The following is a 15,477-nucleotide window of genomic DNA, read 5'->3' as shown; positions in this document are numbered from 1 at the left end:
AGCATGTCGGGCGTGCCTCACCACCTCGCGCGCTGGACCGGCCTGGCGGGTTCGGCGCTGCTCGCCGTCGCCGCCGTGCTCGGCGGCGCGCTGCCCGACGGAGACCTGCGCCCCACCCCGGTCAGCATCTGGCGGGGCCCCAACGGACCGCTGATCATCGCCACCTGGCTGGTCGGCACCGGGCTGATGGCGTACGCCTGGTGGACGCTGCGCGACCGGGTGCCGTCGGCCCGGTGGGCCCTGGTCACCGTCGGGCTCTGGCTGCTGCCGCTGCTGTTCGCGCCGCCGCTGGGCAGCCGGGACGTCTACGCGTACGCCTGCCAGGGCGCCAGCTACGCGGCCGGGATCAACCCGTACGAGCAGGGCGTGTCGGCGCTGCCCTGCCCGTGGCTGGACACCATCTCCTACATCTGGCGGGACACCCCGGCCCCGTACGGGCCGCTGTTCGTGATGCTCTCCGGCGCGGTGGTGGCGGCGACCGGGTCGCTGACCGCCAGCATCGTGCTGTTCCGGCTGATCGCGGTCGCCGGGGTGGCGCTGACCGCGGCCTGCCTGCCGGTGCTGGCCCGCCGGTGCGGGGTGCCGGTCGGCCGGGCGCTCTGGTTGGCGCTGGCCTGCCCGCTGGTCGCCGTGCACCTGGTCTCCGGGGCGCACAACGACGCGCTGATGGTGGGCCTGCTGGTGGCCGGGTTGGCGGTGGTGGTGTCCCGGCCCGGTCGGCCCGGCCCGCTGCTCGCCGGCGGTGCGCTGCTCGGGCTGGCCGGCGCGGTGAAGGTGACAGCGCTGGTCGTGGTGCCGTTCGCGGCGCTGGCCGCGATCGTCGGGGCGTACTCGATCCGGGCGCTGCTGCGCGACGGCGGCTGGGTGGTCGGCGGGGCGGTCGCCGCGGTGGTCGGGGTGACCCTCGCCGCCGGCCTGGACTTCGGCTGGATCGCCGGGCTGGAGCAGGGCGGCCTGGTGATCGCCTGGACCTCGCCCTCGACGGCGGTGGGGCAGACCGTGGCCTATCTCGCCGCGCCGTTCGGCTGGCACGGCGACCCGCTCCCGGTCACCCGCGGGATCGGGATGGCGGTGCTCGCGCTGGTGCTGATCTGGCTCTGGTGGCGGGCCCGCACCCGGGACCCGCTCTGGCACGCCGGGCTGGCGCTGGCCGCCACGGTGGCGTTGGCCCCGCTCTTCCACCCCTGGTACTGGATCTGGCCGCTGACCGTGCTTGCGGCCACCGCGCGGCACCGGACCGGCTGGTTCACCGTGGTGGCGCTGGTCTCGGCGTTCCTGGTGCTGGCCGACGGCACCGGCCTGCCCCGGTACACCAAGACCGTCGGCGCCCCGCTGATGACGCTGTTGGTGATCGTGGTGGCGGTTCGCTTGGTACGGTCGGCTCGGGCGGCCCGCCGGCCGGTCGCCGTCGACTGAGGGAAGGTGCGCCGGTGAGCGATCCCGGCGCCCCGCCCGCCCCGCCGCCCGCCGCCCCGTCGTCGCCCGCCGCAGCGCCGTCACCCGGCGCCGCCCGGCTCGCCCGCTGGGCCGGCCTGGCCGGGGCGGTGCTGCTGGCCGTCACCGGCTGGCTCGGTGGCGCGCTGCCGGGCACCGCCACCGCGCCGATCTGGCGCGGCGACCGCGGCCCGCTGGTCGTCGCCGGGTGGCTGGTCGGCACGGTGCTGCTGGCCGGCGCGTGGTGGGCGCTGCGCCGGGGCGCCCCGTCGACCGGGTGGGCGTACCGCACCGCCGGGCTCTGGGGGGTGCCGCTGCTGCTCACCCCGCCCCTGGGCAGCCGGGACGTCTACTCCTACGCCTGCCAGGGCTGGGCGTACGCGCACGGCGCCGACCCGTACGCCACCGGCGTGGCCGGGGCGGGCTGCCCGTGGGTGGACGCGGTCGCGCCGATCTGGCGGGACACCCCGGCCCCGTACGGGCCGTTCTTCGTGCTGCTCGCCGCGCTCGCGGTGACCCTAGGCGGCGGACTGGTCGGCACCGTGGTGGCGCTGCGACTGGTCGCGCTGGCCGGGATGCTGCTGGCCGCGCTCTGCCTGCCGGGGCTGGCCCGGGCCGCCGGGGTGCCGGTGCGCCGCGCGGCCTGGCTGGTGTTGGCCTGCCCGCTGGTCGGGGTGCACCTGCTGGCCGGCGCGCACAACGACGCGGTGCTGCTCGGCCTGCTGACGCTCGCCCTGCTGGTGCTGGTCCGGCTGCCCGGGCGGCCGCGGGCGCTGCTGGTCGCCGGGGCGCTGCTCGGGCTGGCGGTGACGGTGAAGGCCACCGCGCTGGTGGTGCTGCCGTTCGCGGCGCTGGCCGCGGTGCACGGCCGCTACACGCTCGCGGCGCTGCTGCGCGCCGCCGGCTGGCTGGCCGGCGGGGTGCTCGCCGCGCTCGCGGTCACCGCGCTGGCCGCCGGGCTCGGCGTCGGCTGGGTCGGCGGGCTGGTCCGCACCGGCGACTCGGAGCAGTGGACCTCACCGCCGACCGCGGTGGGCTTCGTCGTCGACTACGCCGGCGCGCTGGTCGGCCGGGAACCGGGCGCGGTGCCGGTGGTCCGGGCGGTGGCGCTGCTGCTGCTCGCCGTGCTGCTGGTGGTGCTCTGGTGGCGGGCGTGGCGGGCGCTGCGCCGGTTGAACGACGTCCGGCAGCGGGTGGCCCGGATCGAGGCGGCCCGCCCCCGGGTGGCGCTGCGATCCGCCGGGCTGGCGCTGGCCGCCACCGTCGCCCTGGCCCCGGTCGTCCACCCCTGGTACCTCACCTGGCCCCTCGCGCTGCTCGCCGTCGCCGTGGCCCGGACCACCTGGTTCGTGCTGCCCTGCGCGCTCGCCGCGTTCCTCACCCTGCCCGACGGCACCACCCTGGCCCGGTTCACCAAGGCCCCGGGCGCGATCGCGATGACCGCGCTGGTCCTCGTGCTCCTGGTCGTCCTGACCGTGACCCGCGCCCGAGGGCCGCGCGCCCACGCCTCCGGACCCCCGCCCGGTCGGCCTTGAGGTCGGCGGATCGACAGCTCCTCCTGACCGGCGGGCGGGGGCGGGGGCGGGGGTCAGCGGGAAGTGGGGCGGGGGGAACGGGTCGGGCGGCGGAGGGCGAGCGCCAGCGGCAGCAGCGCGGGCCCGAGCACCCCGATCACGACGGCCGTCGCGGCGAGTTCGGACCAGACCGCGACGGTCGTGCCGACCCCGTCCACCACTCCGGCCAGCGGCTGCAGCGCCAGCAGGCCGATGGGGGTGAGCAGGATCAGCGCCGCCCAGACGCCCCGGTGATCGGTGCGCACGGCGAACCCCGCCGCCAGCAGCAGCGCCACCGCGAGCAGCGCGACGGCGGCAACCGGCAGCACCGGCACGGCCGTCGAGATGTAGTAGCTCCCGGCGAACCGCTGCGGGGACAGCAGGTGCAGGTTGGTCCCCGCGAGGGCGACGACGCCCACGGCCACCGGTGGCGCCGCCCGCAGCGGCGCCGGCAGCGCGTCCGGTAGGCCGAGCGCGACCAGGCCCAACGCGATCTGCGGCAGCAGGACGAACAGCGGCGGGCGGGGCAGGCCGACCAGCGGGGCGGCGGGAACGAGGCCGAGGGTGAGGAGCAGGGCGAGCGCGACGGCACGGCGGGTCCAGCGACCGGGGGCCAGCGCGTACCCGACCGCGGCGAGCAGCCAGGCGATCCACGCCCCGATGCCGAGCGAGACGAACGGCCTCGCGGTGGGCAGGCTGAGATCGGCCGGAGGCCGCAGCTCCAGCACCGACCAGGCCGCCGCGAGCGAGGTGGCGGTGAGGAACGCGAGGACGGCGGCCAGGCGTACGCCTGGAAGCAGGTCGGCGGCGCCGGCGGCGCGCAGCCGCTGACGCAGGCCGCCGCGCAGCAGGTCCGCGGCGTCCGCGAGGGACGGCCAGCGCCGGTCCGGGTCGGCGAGGTCGAGGTACGTGCCGACGATCTCGGCCCCGCGCGCTCGCCGGTACCCGGCCGGGTACGCGCGCAGCAACCGCAGGTAACGCCGTTCCAGGTCGCTCATGCCAGCCCTCCGGCGGTACGCGGGGCGAGCGACCGGGCGGTGCCGGAGCGGCCGCGCAGCCGGGCGGTGGCCGCCTCGACGTTGCGGCGCAGCCGCTCGGTCTCGGCGGCCAGGGTGGTGCTGCCAGCGGGGGAGAGGCGGTAGTAGCGGCGCAGCCGGCCGTCCACCACCTCCTCCCGGTCGACCTCGACCAGGCCGGCGTCGACCAGCCGGTCGAGCGCACCGTAGAGCGTGCCGGGGCGCAGCGAGACGCGGCCCTCGGAGAGGGCGGCCACCTCGCGGATCAGGCCGTAGCCGTGCAGCGGCTCGCCCGCGAGCGCGGTGAGGATCAGGAACGTGGGCTCCCGTAGCGGTGTGTCCATGCCGGCAATATAACGGACGCGAAGGTATATCGGGGGGCGTTACATGATGGCGGGTCGGGCCGGACGGCTACGGAACGGCCGGGCCGGCCCCGCGCGTCGCGGAGCCGGCCCGGCCGGTGTCGGTCGAGTGCCTCAGCAGTCGAAGTAGAGCGCGAACTCGTGCGGGGTCGGGCGCAGGCGCACCGGGTCGACCTCGTTGGTCCGCTTCCACTCGATCCAGGTCGAGATCAGGTCCGGCGTGAAGACGCCGCCGTCGAGCAGGTAGTCGTGGTCGGCCTCGAGCGAGTCGAGCACGGCGGGCAGCGAGCCCGGCACCTGCTTGACGTCGCCCCACTCCTCCGGCGGCAGGTCGTACAGGTCCTTGTCGATCGGCGCCGGCGGCTCGATCTTGCTCTTGATGCCGTCCAGGCCGGCCATCATCATCGCCGAGAAGGCGAGGTAGACGTTGGCCGACGGGTCCGGCACCCGGAACTCGACGCGCTTGGCCTTCGGGTTGCTGCCGGTCACCGGGATGCGGGTGCAGGCGGAACGGTTGCGCTGCGAGTAGACCAGGTTGACCGGCGCCTCGAAGCCCGGCACCAGTCGACGGTACGAGTTGACCGTCGGGTTGGTGAACGCCAGCAGCGACGGCGCGTGGTGCAGCAGGCCGCCGATGTACCAGCGGGCGGTGTCGGAGAGCCCGGCGTAGCCGGTCTCGTCGTAGAACAGCGGCTCGCCGTTCAGCCAGAGGCTCTGGTGGGTGTGCATGCCGGAGCCGTTGTCGCCGAAGAGCGGCTTCGGCATGAAGGTCGCGGTCTTGCCGTTCGCCCAGGCCTCGTTCTTCACGATGTACTTGAAGAGCTGGAGCTGGTCGGCCGCGTGCAGCAGGGTGGAGAACCTGTAGTTGATCTCGGACTGGCCGGCGGTGCCCACCTCGTGGTGCGAGCGCTCCACGGTGAAGCCGGTGTCGACCAGCCGGCGCACGATGCTGTCCCGCAGGTCGGCGTAGTGGTCCACCGGCGGCACCGGGAAGTAGCCGCCCTTGTACGCGGTCTTGTAACCGCGGTTGCCACCCTCCTCGTCGCGGCCGGTGTTCCAGGCGCCCTCGATCGAGTCGATGTAGTAGTACGACTGGTGCGCGGAGGTCTCGTGGCGGATCGAGTCGAAGATGTAGAACTCCGCCTCCGCGCCGAAGTACGCGGTGTCGGCGATGCCGCTGGCCGCCAGGTAGGCCTCGGCCTTCTTCGCCACGTTGCGCGGGTCGCGGCTGTAGGGCTCGCGGGTGAACGGGTCGTGGATGAAGAAGTTCAGGGCGAGCGTCTTCTGCGCCCGGAACGGGTCGATGAAGGCGGTGGCGACGTCCGGGAGCAGGAGCATGTCCGACTCGTGGATCGCCTGGAAGCCGCGGATCGACGAGCCGTCGAACGCGAGCCCGTCGGTGAAGAGGTCGTCGGCGACGGACTCCACCGGCAGGTTGAAGTGCTGCATCACGCCGGGCAGGTCACAGAAACGTACGTCGACGAACTTCACGTCCTCGTTCTTGAGGTATCGCAGGAGTTCCTCGGGATTGGCGAACACACGTCCTCCTGGCACGTCCACGGGGTAGCTAGGCTGCTGGCGACGCTATGGCCGCGCGGTTGCCCGGCCGTGTCTTGAGTGTTTCTGCCGTGTTACGTCCCTCGCGGAGCGTCATCCGCGCCGGTCAACCTGGCTGGGACGGCCGGCCGGAAGCAACCGGCTGTGCCAGTGTATTGACACTTGACGGGGTTGGTCCGTTTTTGCGCGGTGGAGCGGCCGGTCCCAGCCGAGAAACGGCCGACGGGCCTGGCTACCCTGAGCGCTGTGACCACGTCGCAAGACCGCCCCGTGCCGCCCGCCGCGGATTCCGCCTTCACCCCGCCGAGCCTGGGCCGCCGGTTCGGGGCCCTGATCATCGACTGGGTGCTCTGCCTGCTGGTCTCGAACTTCTTCGCCGACCCGGTGCGCGACGGCTGGGCGCCGGTCCTGGTGCTCGTTCTCGAGTACGGCTTCTTCCTCGGCCTGTTCGCGCAGACCCCCGGCATGTACATCACGAAGATCCGCTGCGTCGCCTGGGTCGACGGTGGCCGGATCGGCCTGGTCCGGGCCCTGCTGCGGGGCCTGCTGCTGGCCCTGGTGGTGCCGGCGCTGCTGATGGACCAGCACCGCCGCGGCCTGCACGACCGCCTCACCGGCTCGGTGGTCACCGCCGCCTGACCCGCAAGCGCCGTGCTCGTCGTCCCCGGACCGGGCGGAAACGGCCGATCCCCCAGGCCGGGCGTCAGACGATCGAGGGGAGCAGGGGCCCCTTACGCGAGGAGCCGGGCCCGTCGGGCCCGGCTCCTCGCGTACGTCGTGGGTCAGCGACCGCGGGTCTGGCGGAAGGCGCCCCGCGGCGGCCGCATGTTCTTCGGGATGGCGCCCTTGGGCATCTGCGGCCGGGCGGTGAGCGCCTTGAGCCGCTTGTCCAGCGAGTTGACGTCCTTGCCGCTCAGGTTGCGCGGCAGCCGCATCAGCGTCATCCGCAGCTTGCGGATGGGCAGCTCACCCTCGTCCTGGCCGATCACGTAGTCGTAGAGCGGCGCCGAGCCGATCACCTTGGCCAGCCGGCGCTTCTCCTGGCCGAGCAGGCCGCGCACCCGCTGCGGGTTGCCCTCGGCCAGCAGGATCACGCCGGGACGGCCGATGACCAGGTGCACCATGTCCATCTGGGTGGTGGAGCTGACCGCCGGCGTCACCCGCCAGTCGCCCCGCATGCTCTCCATGATCTGGGCCGCCGCGCCCGGCTGGCCCTCGGCGGCGTTCATCATGGCCTTGTTGGACCGCAGGTTGAGCACGATCAGCAGCGCGAGCAGCGTCAGCAGGATGCCGATCGGCAGCCAGATCCAGCCCCACAGGATCACCGCGACCACGGTGAGCGCGAGCGGGATCAGCACCGCGGCGGCGGCCAGCGGCGCGAACCACCTGTCCTGCTTGGCGGTGAACTTGAACACCAACCCGATCTGCTTCAGCCGCTGGCCGAACGAGACCTTCTCCTGGGGCTTTGCCATGCCCCAGAGTCTAGTGGTCGGCAACCGCCGGGTTGATCCGCGGCCGGTGCTCGGTGGGCTGAGTACCTTACGGCGCCGACCGGGCGGGTGAGCGCCGGCGTAAGGAGGGGGAGCGGGCGAAGATCAGGCAGCGTGCCCATGCCCCGGGGCCACCTTCGCGCGGAGAGTCAACGTCAGCAGATGACCGAGACGCACGACAGGAGCCCGACATGTTCGGCAACGACGCGGAATTCATCCTCTCCCTGCACCGCACGCACGCCGCCGAGCTGCGCGCCGAGGCGGCGGCCGACCGGCTCGCCCGGTCGGTGGCCCGGCGCAGCGGACGCGGCTGGCTGGGGCGCCGCCAGGCCGGCCGTACCGACGACGCCCGCCGGTGACCGCCCCCGCCCCGCCGGCGGCCGGCGCTGCCCGCCCGGCCGCCGGCCCCGCGACCCCGGCCGCCGGTGACCAGTCACCGGCGGCCGGTGTCGTCCCCACGCCGGACCGGCCCGCCGCGCCGGCCGGTCTCGTGCCGCCGGCGGCGCCCGACCGGTCCGCCGTGGCCGCACCCGACACACCCGACGCACCGGCCGCGCCGGCCGCCGACGCGCCGCCGGCCGGCGGGTTGATCTCCGTGGACGGCGGCGGCGCCGGCCGTGGCATGCTCGGAGCCGTGACCGTACGCGCCGCCAGCTCCGTCCTCGTCGGCCGCCAGAGTGAACTGGCGGCCCTGCGCGACGCCCTCGCCCGGGCGCGCACCGGGGAGCCGACCACGGTGCTGGTCGGCGGCGAGGCCGGGGTGGGCAAGACCCGGCTGCTGGAGGAGTTCGGCGGGCTGGCCACCGCCGCCGGGGCGCGGCTGCTCGTCGGCCAGTGCCTGGAGCTGGGCGAGGCGGGCCTGCCGTTCGCGCCGTTCGCCGCTGCGCTGCGCGACGTGCTGCGCCAGGACGGCCCGGGCGTCCTCGACGGGTACGAGGGGGAGTTCGCCCGGCTGCTGCCGGAGCTGGCCCGGGTCCCGGCCGGGGTCGCCGTGCCCGCCGCCGTACCGACCTCCGACGCTCCCCGCGGCTACCTGTTCGACCTGGTCGCCGGGCTGTTCCACCGGCTCGCCGCGGCGCAGCCGCTGGTGCTGGTGATCGAGGACCTGCACTGGGCCGACCGGTCCACCCGCGACCTGATCGGCTTCCTGGTCCGGGCCGCCCGCACCGCCCGGCTGCTGCTGGTCTGCACGTACCGCACCGACGAACTGCACCGCGGGCACCCGCTGCGCCCCTTCCTGGCCGAACTGGACCGCGCCCGCGGCGTCGAGCGGGTCGAACTGGGCCGCCTGGACCGGGACGGCACCGCCGCGATCCTGACCGACCTGCTCGGCGCCGAGCCGGCCGCCCGCGCCGTCGAGGACGTGCACGACCGCACCCAGGGCAACCCGTTCTTCATCGAGGAACTGGCCGCCGCCGGTGACCCGATCGGCTGTGCCGCCCTTCCGGACACCCTGCGCGACCTGCTGCTGGCCCGGGTGGACCGGCTGCCCGACGCGGCCCAGCGGGTGCTGCGGATCGCCGCGGCCGGCGGCACCCGCTTCGCCCACCAGCTGATCGCCCAGGTCGCCGGCCTGCCCGAGGCGGAGCTGGAGGACGCGCTGCGCGCCGCCGTCGCCGCCCAGCTGGTGGTGGCCGACCCGGACGGCGACTACGAGTTCCGGCACGCGCTGGTCCGCGAGGCGGTGCACGACGAACTGCTCCCCGGCGAGCACGCCCGGCTGCACGCCCGGTTCGCCGCCGCCATCGAGGCGCAGCCGCACCTGGTCCCCGCCGGCCGCGCGCCGGCCGAGATCGCCCACCACTGGTACGCCGCGCACGACCACCCCCGGGCCCTGGTGACCGCCCGCGCCGCGGCCCGCGCCGCCGCCGAGCGGTACGCGTACGCGGAGCAGAGCCGGCTGCTGGAACGGGTGCTGGAGCTCTGGGAACTGGTGCCCGACGCGGCCGACCGGCTCGGCATGGACCACCTGGCGGTGCTGGAGGAGACGCTGGCCGCCGCCACCACCGCCGGTGACTACAAGCGGGCGCTCACCCTGGCCCGGGCCGCGCTGGCCGAGGTCGACGCCGACGCCGAGCCGCTGCGTGCCGCCGGCCTGCTCGACCGGCACGCCCGGATGCTGGCCATGCTCGGCAAGGCCGACGGCGCCGCCGAGCTGCGGAAGGCGTACCGGCTGGCCGGGCGGGTGCCGGACGGGCCGGAGCGGCTGCGCCTGCTCGCCGGCATCACCGCCCAGCTGGCCCGGATCGACCCGGTCGACGGCACCCGGCTCGCGGCCGAGGTGCTGGCCGCGGCGCAGGAGTCGGGGATCGACCAGACGATGCTGCCGGTGCAGCTGGCGGTGCTCTGCCACCGGCATGACTCGGCCGACCTGGGGCTGGCCGAGGTGGACCGGGCCGAGCAGCTGGCCCGGGCCGCCGGCAACGCCGAGAGCCTGGTCACCGCGCTGGTCTACCGCTCCGACGTGCTCTTCGAACTCGGCCGGTACGCCGAGTCGGCGCAGGCGGCCGCGGACGGGGTGACCGAGGCCCGCCGGGTCGGGATCAGCCGGTCCACCGGCGCGTACCTGCTGTCCAACCAGGCTGAGGCGCTGCTGGCGCTGGGCCGGTGGACGGAGGCCGAGGAGATCTGCGCCGAGGCGGCCCGGATCGACCCGCCGGGCGTCTCCGGCCTGCACTGGCTGCAACTGCGCGCCGGGCAGCGGCTGGCCCAGGGGCACCCGGGCGCGGACGAGGCGGTCGGCCGGGCGCTGGGCTTCCTGAACCGCCCCTACCTGCACGCGCACCAGCGGCTGCCGCTGCTGGAGCTGCGCCTGGAGGCGGCGCTGGCCGCCGACGACCGTACCGAGGCGCGGCGCGCGGCCGAGGCGGCGCTGGTCGACCCCGACCTGCCCGGCTGCCCCCGGTACGCCTGGCCGGTGCTGACCGCGCTGGCCCGGACCGCCCGGCAGCTCGACGACGAGTCGCTGGTCGCCCGGGTCACCGCGCTCGCCGCCAGCGTGCCGGTCCGGTTCCCCGCCGAGCGGGCGCACGCCGCCGAGCTGGCCGCCACCGTCGCCGCCGGGGACGACCCGCTGGCCGCCTGGCGGACGGCGGTGAGCGCGTGGCGCGCCGACGGGCAGCCCTGGCCGCTCGGCCGGGCGCTGCTCTCGCTGGCCGAGGCGGCCGCCGCGGCCGGCGAGCGGGACGAGGTGTCGGCAGCGGTGGCCGAGGTCGCCGCGATCGCCGACCGGCTCGGTGCGCCGCCGCTGGCCGAGCGGGCGGCCACCCTGGCCCGGCGGGTCGGGCTGCGCGGCGCGACCCGCGGCCGCCCCGGCGCCGACCTGCTCACCCTGCGCGAACGCGAGGTGCTGCGGCTGGTCGCCGAGGGGCACAGCAACAGCCGGATCGCCGAGGAGCTGTTCATCTCGCCGAAGACGGCGAGCGTGCACGTGTCCCGGATCATCGCCAAGCTCGACGTGAGCAACCGGGTCGAGGCCGCCGCGCTCGCCCACCGCCTCGGCCTCCTCGCCGAACCCGCCGCCTCCTGACGGCTCGCGCACGGTCCCGGAGCGAGTGGCCATCCCGTGCGGGACAGCCACTCGTTCCGGGACCGAGCGGGCGGCGGGGGTCAGGGTTGCGGGAGGTAGATGCGCCAGCCGTCGATGGTGACGGGCGTCAGGCGGTCCGGCTCGGCGCGGGTCCGCTGGTCGAGGCGGGCGGCCAACGGCGAGCCGACGGGCGCGACCCAGGCGGGAGCCGCCGCCTGCCGCACCGCCCGCCGGTACGGCAGGTAACGGTCGTGGCCGGGACTCAGGTCGTCGTGGACCACCGCGCAGACCACGTCCTCGGCGCTGGCGAAGGTGAGCCGGTTGCAGGTCCAGTAGCCGCCGTAGACGTGCCGGACGCCGCGCTCGCGCAGGGTGGCCACGAGCGCGGCGTGCCGGGCCTCGGCGGCCCGCACGGCCGGGGCGGTGCCGATCGCGCCGGCCGTGGCGACGACGGCGGTGCCGGCGGTCGCCGCGAGCACGCCGACCGCCGCGACCCGGAGCGCGCCCGGCCGCCAGCCTGTCGCGTCCGGCCCGGCCGACCGCCGTGCCGCCGGTCGGACGCCTGACCTCGGGTCAGCGCTCCGCGCGTCACCGGCCGGCCCGGCATCCCGACCGGCGGTTCGGGTGTCCGGTCCGGTGCCGGCCGGTTCAGCCGCGGCTCGTGACCTCGCGCCCCGGGCGGCGGTCCAGAGTGGCCAGAGCAGGGCGGGCAGGGAGACCAGCAGGCAGGACAGGTAGCGCGAACTCTCCACCGGGGTCCGCCCGGCGGCGCTGCTGACGGCGTAGACGGCGAGCGTGGCGACGCCACCCAGCACGAGCGCGAGCCGGATCGCCGCCCCCACCCGCGGATGCACGCCGGTGCCGCCGGTGCGCAGGGTGCGCCAGGCGGCGGCGCCGGCCACCGCGAGCAGCACCGGCAGGGCCACCGCCCACCAGAGCTGCCAGGTGGTGCAGTGGCTCGGCGAGCAGAAGCCCATGCCCAGCGGCGGGCCGAGCACCAGCGCGCCGTGCAGCCGGTCGGCCCAGCCGGCGCTCTGGTCGGCGCCGCCGGCGGCGAGTACGGCGGCGAACGGGTTGCCGCCGGTCAGCAGGCTGTGCCCGAGCAGCGGCGCGGCGCCGAGCACGGCGGCGAGCCCGAGCAGCGCGCCGGCCCGGCCGCGCAGCTCACGCCGGCGGAACCCGAGCAGCACCGCGCCGGTCGCCGCCACGTACGGCAGCACCAGCGGGTCCACCCAGGCCATCAGCCCGGCCAGGAACCCCCAGGCCGCCCAGCGGGGCAGCCGGCGCCCCGGCCGCCCGGCGGCCAGGTCGTACGCGAGCAGGGCGAGCGCCATCCCGGCCACGTTCATCTCGGGGTAGCCGCCCCCGGCGATGAGCTGGTTCTTCACGATCCGGTCGGAGCCGAGCGCGAGCAGCGCGACCACCAGCAGGGCGAACCACCGGTCCCCGGTGAGCCGCACGCTCAGCCGCCAGGCGAGCAGCACGAACAGGGCGTACAGCGCCAGGGTGGGCAGCCGCAGCCCGAGCACGGAGGGCCCGGCCAGCGCGAACACCGGCGCGGCCAGGTACGCCTCCAGCGGCCCCATGTACTCCTGGCCGTAGAACCAGACCGGGAACTCGCGCCCCTGGGCGATGTGCAGCGCGGCCAGGCCCAGGGTGGCCTCGTCGCTGTTCGTCGGCGGCGCGTCGTGCAGCAGCAGCCAGAGGCGGTAGCCGACCCCGGCCACGATCGCCGCCACGGTGAGCAGCCCGGCCAGCCCGGTCCACCGGGCGCCCGGCAGCGCGCGCGGCGCGGTGCGGCGCCGCTGGCGTACCCCCGTGGTCATGGGCCGATCATGGCACCTGGCCGGCGGCGGGCCGGGCAGCGGTGCCGGCGGGTCAGCCGGCGGTGCCCACCGTGGCGCCCTCGCGGGCCTCCAGCGCCTGCCGGTAGAGCCGGCCGGCCCGGTACGACGAGCGCACCAGCGGCCCGCTCATCACCCCGGCGAAGCCGATCTCCTCGGCCTCCTCGCGCAGCTCGACGAACTCCTCCGGCTTGACCCAGCGGGTGACCGGGTGGTGCCGGGGGGAGGGGCGCAGGTACTGGGTGATGGTGATCAGCTCGCAGCCGGCCTCGTGCAGGTCACGCAGCGCCTGCGAGACCTCGACCCGCTCCTCGCCCATGCCCAGGATCAGGTTGCTCTTGGTGACCAGGCCGGCGGCGCGGGCCTGCCGGATGACGTCCAGCGAGCGCTCGTAGCGGAACGCCGGGCGGATCCGCTTGAAAATCCGCGGCACGGTCTCGACGTTGTGCGCGAGCACCTCGGGCCGCGACCCGAACACCTCGGCGAGCTGCTCCGGGTCGGCGTTGAAGTCGGGGATCAGCAGCTCCACGCCGCAGCCGGCCTGGAGCGCGTGGATCTGGCGCACGGTCTCGGCGTAGAGCCAGGCGCCGCCGTCGGGCAGGTCGTCGCGGGCCACGCCGGTGACGGTGGCGTAGCGCAGGCCCATCGCGGCCACCGACTCGGCGACCCGGCGCGGCTCGTCGGCGTCGAACTCGGCCGGCTTTCCGGTGTCGATCTGGCAGAAGTCGCAGCGGCGGGTGCACTGGTCGCCACCGATGAGGAAGGTGGCCTCCCGGTCCTCCCAGCATTCGTAGATGTTGGGGCAGCCGGCCTCCTGACAGACGGTGTGCAGCCCCTCGCGCGAGACGAGCCCGCGCAGCTGGGTGTACTCCGGGCCCATCTTGGCCTTGACCTTGATCCACGGCGGCTTGCGCTCGATCGGCGTCTCGGCGTTGCGCGCCTCGATCCGCAGCATGCGCCGCCCCTCGGGGGCGGGCGTCGCGGTACGCGCGGCCGGGCCGGTCGTCGGCGCGGAGTGCTCGATCGTCACGAATCCGAGCCTACGCCCGACGGCCGCCGTCGATGTACGTCGGGCGACCGGCGTCACGCCGCGGGGCTTGTGACGGTCGACACCCGGCCGCCCCGAAAAAGCGTCACATCCGGGCCGGCGGGCCTGCTACCGTGCCCGGCAAAGCTGTGACGGAGCCGAGTAACGGGCCGATCCGCCAGTCGAAGAGAGCCGCCGGTTGCTGTGAGGCGGTCTGGCGCCGGCCCGCGAAGACCCTCCCGAGCTGCGGGAAGAACGGCGCTCGCGCCCAGTAGACCCCGCCCGGCTGGCCCCGGTCACCAGGCGACGAACGAGGCTCCCGTTCGCGGGGGCGAAGGTGTGGTGGCACCGCGAGGTTCCCGCTCGCCCACACCTCCCGGGGATCGCGTTGCGATTGATCGAGGAGGTAACCGCCGTGCAACGCATCCTTTCCGCCCAGCTTCCCGCCCAGGTCGGCAGGTCCGTCCGGATTGCCGGCTGGGTGCACCGCCGCCGGCTGCTCAAGTCGGTGGCCTTCCTGATCGTCCGGGACGCCGCCGGGCTCGCCCAGGTGGTGGTCACCGACCCGGCCGTGCGCACCCAACTGGCGGCGCTGACCGAGGAGACAGTCGTCGAGGTCACCGGCACGGCGGTCGCGAACGCCACCGCGCCCGCCGGGGTCGAGGTCACCGCGCCGGTGGTACGACCGCTCGGCCCGCCCGCCGTGCCGCCCCCGTTCGACCTGTTCCGGCCGGAACTGACCGCGAGCCTGCCCACCCAGCTCGACCACGCGCCGGTCGCGCTGCGCCACCCGACCCGGTCGGCGGCGCTGCGCGTCTCGGCGGCGGCCGTGGCCGGCTTCCGCGCCGCGCTCGACGCCCGCGACTTCGTGGAGATCCACACCCCGAAGGTGGTCGCCTCGTCCACCGAGAGCGGGGCGAACGTGTTCGCGCTGGACTGGTTCGGCCGGCCCGCGTACCTGGCCCAGTCGCCGCAGTTCTACAAGCAGCTGATGGTGGGCGTGTTCGAGCGGGTCTACGAGGTCGGGCCGGTGTTCCGGGCCGAGCCGCACGACACCGTCCGGCACCTGGCGCAGTACACCTCGCTCGACGCCGAGCTGGGCTTCGTCACCGACCACCGGGACGTGATGGCCGTGCTGCGGCACACCCTGGCCGGCATGCTCGACGCGGTGGCGGGGCGCGCCGGTGCGGCGCTGGCCACGCTCGGCGTCGAGGCCCCCGAGGTGCCGGCGGAGATCCCGGCGGTGCACTTCACCGAGGCGCTGAAGATCGCCGGCGCGCCGGCCGACGAGCCGGACCTCGCCCCGGCGCACGAGCGGGCGCTGGGGGAGTGGGCCCGGCGGGAACACGGCTCGGAGTTCCTCTTCGTCACCGGCTACCCGATGGCGAAGCGGCCCTTCTACACCCATCCGGACCCGGCGCGGCCGGCCTACTCCAACGGCTTCGACCTGCTGTTCCGGGGGCTGGAGCTGGTGACCGGCGGGCAGCGGCTGCACCGGCACGCCGACTACCTGGCGGCGCTCGCGGCGCGCGGCGAGCCGGTCGAGCCGTACGCCGGCTACGTCGACGCGTTCCGGCACGGCATGCCGCCGCACGGCGGCTTCGCCATCGGCCTGGAACGCTTCGTCGCCCGCCTGCTGACCGTCCCCAACATCCGCCAGGTCAC

11 protein-coding genes and 1 pseudogene are annotated in these 15,477 nt (G+C 75.6%); 6 read left to right on the top strand and 6 right to left on the bottom strand.

Annotated elements, in window-relative coordinates:
* Positions 1-12 precede the first annotated feature (12 nt).
* Both mptB (Q3W71_RS08435) and mptB (Q3W71_RS08430) read left to right on the top strand, forming a co-directional pair.
* Positions 13-1,416, top strand: a complete 1,404-nt coding sequence (gene mptB, locus Q3W71_RS08435; RefSeq protein WP_302918763.1) for a polyprenol phosphomannose-dependent alpha 1,6 mannosyltransferase MptB — start codon at positions 13-15, stop codon at positions 1,414-1,416.
* A 116-nt stretch (positions 1,417-1,532) separates the two neighbouring features.
* Positions 1,533-2,969, top strand: a complete 1,437-nt coding sequence (gene mptB / locus Q3W71_RS08430) for a polyprenol phosphomannose-dependent alpha 1,6 mannosyltransferase MptB (RefSeq protein WP_302919633.1) — start codon at positions 1,533-1,535, stop codon at positions 2,967-2,969.
* 53 nt (positions 2,970-3,022) lie between these two features.
* On the opposite strand, the gene Q3W71_RS08425 is transcribed toward mptB (Q3W71_RS08430), so the two are convergent.
* From Q3W71_RS08425 to glnA, 3 genes are all read right to left on the bottom strand, one after another.
* Complete coding sequence (locus Q3W71_RS08425; RefSeq protein ID WP_302918762.1) at positions 3,023-3,985, bottom strand: hypothetical protein; 963 nt, start codon at positions 3,983-3,985, stop codon at positions 3,023-3,025.
* Entirely contained in the window at positions 3,982-4,347 is a 366-nt protein-coding gene (locus Q3W71_RS08420; protein ID WP_302918761.1) for a PadR family transcriptional regulator, read from the bottom strand. Before Q3W71_RS08420 ends, Q3W71_RS08425 begins: the two co-directional genes overlap by 4 nt.
* 132 nt (positions 4,348-4,479) lie before the next feature.
* Positions 4,480-5,904, bottom strand: a complete 1,425-nt coding sequence (gene glnA / locus Q3W71_RS08415) for a type I glutamate--ammonia ligase (protein ID WP_302918760.1) — start codon at positions 5,902-5,904, stop codon at positions 4,480-4,482.
* Positions 5,905-6,168: 264 nt separating this feature from the next.
* Here glnA and Q3W71_RS08410 point away from each other — a divergent pair, with 264 nt between their 5' ends.
* Complete coding sequence (locus tag Q3W71_RS08410) at positions 6,169-6,561, top strand: RDD family protein (RefSeq protein WP_302918759.1); 393 nt, start codon at positions 6,169-6,171, stop codon at positions 6,559-6,561.
* A 143-nt stretch (positions 6,562-6,704) separates the two neighbouring features.
* On the opposite strand, the gene Q3W71_RS08405 is transcribed toward Q3W71_RS08410, so the two are convergent.
* Complete coding sequence (locus Q3W71_RS08405; RefSeq protein WP_302918758.1) at positions 6,705-7,394, bottom strand: DUF4191 domain-containing protein; 690 nt, start codon at positions 7,392-7,394, stop codon at positions 6,705-6,707.
* A gap of 209 nt (positions 7,395-7,603) precedes the next feature.
* Here Q3W71_RS08405 and Q3W71_RS08400 point away from each other — a divergent pair, with 209 nt between their 5' ends.
* Positions 7,604-7,771, top strand: a complete 168-nt coding sequence (locus Q3W71_RS08400; protein WP_302918757.1) for a hypothetical protein — start codon at positions 7,604-7,606, stop codon at positions 7,769-7,771.
* A gap of 275 nt (positions 7,772-8,046) precedes the next feature.
* Positions 8,047-10,941 carry a helix-turn-helix transcriptional regulator gene (locus tag Q3W71_RS08395; RefSeq protein WP_302918756.1) on the top strand — a complete coding sequence of 965 codons (2,895 nt, stop codon included), beginning with the start codon at positions 8,047-8,049 and terminating at the stop codon, positions 10,939-10,941.
* A gap of 80 nt (positions 10,942-11,021) precedes the next feature.
* Here Q3W71_RS08395 and Q3W71_RS08390 read toward each other — a convergent pair.
* Positions 11,022-12,671, bottom strand: a pseudogene (locus Q3W71_RS08390) (hypothetical protein); the annotation flags it as partial.
* A 148-nt stretch (positions 12,672-12,819) separates the two neighbouring features.
* The gene (gene lipA / locus Q3W71_RS08385; protein WP_302918754.1) at positions 12,820-13,815 is read right to left on the bottom strand and encodes a lipoyl synthase; all 996 of its coding nucleotides are present in this window, start codon (positions 13,813-13,815) and stop codon (positions 12,820-12,822) included.
* A 412-nt stretch (positions 13,816-14,227) separates the two neighbouring features.
* On the opposite strand from lipA, the gene aspS reads away from it, so the two are divergent.
* Positions 14,228-15,477: aspartate--tRNA(Asn) ligase (gene aspS / locus Q3W71_RS08380; protein WP_302918753.1), on the top strand; the 1,250-nt coding region annotated here is incomplete at its 3' end.

It is taken from the genome of Micromonospora sp. C28SCA-DRY-2 (assembly GCF_030519475.1).
Taxonomy (GTDB): Bacteria; Actinomycetota; Actinomycetes; order Mycobacteriales; family Micromonosporaceae; genus Micromonospora.
Note: the sequence above shows the minus strand (reverse complement) of the source record. Positions and strands in the feature narration are given on the sequence as shown.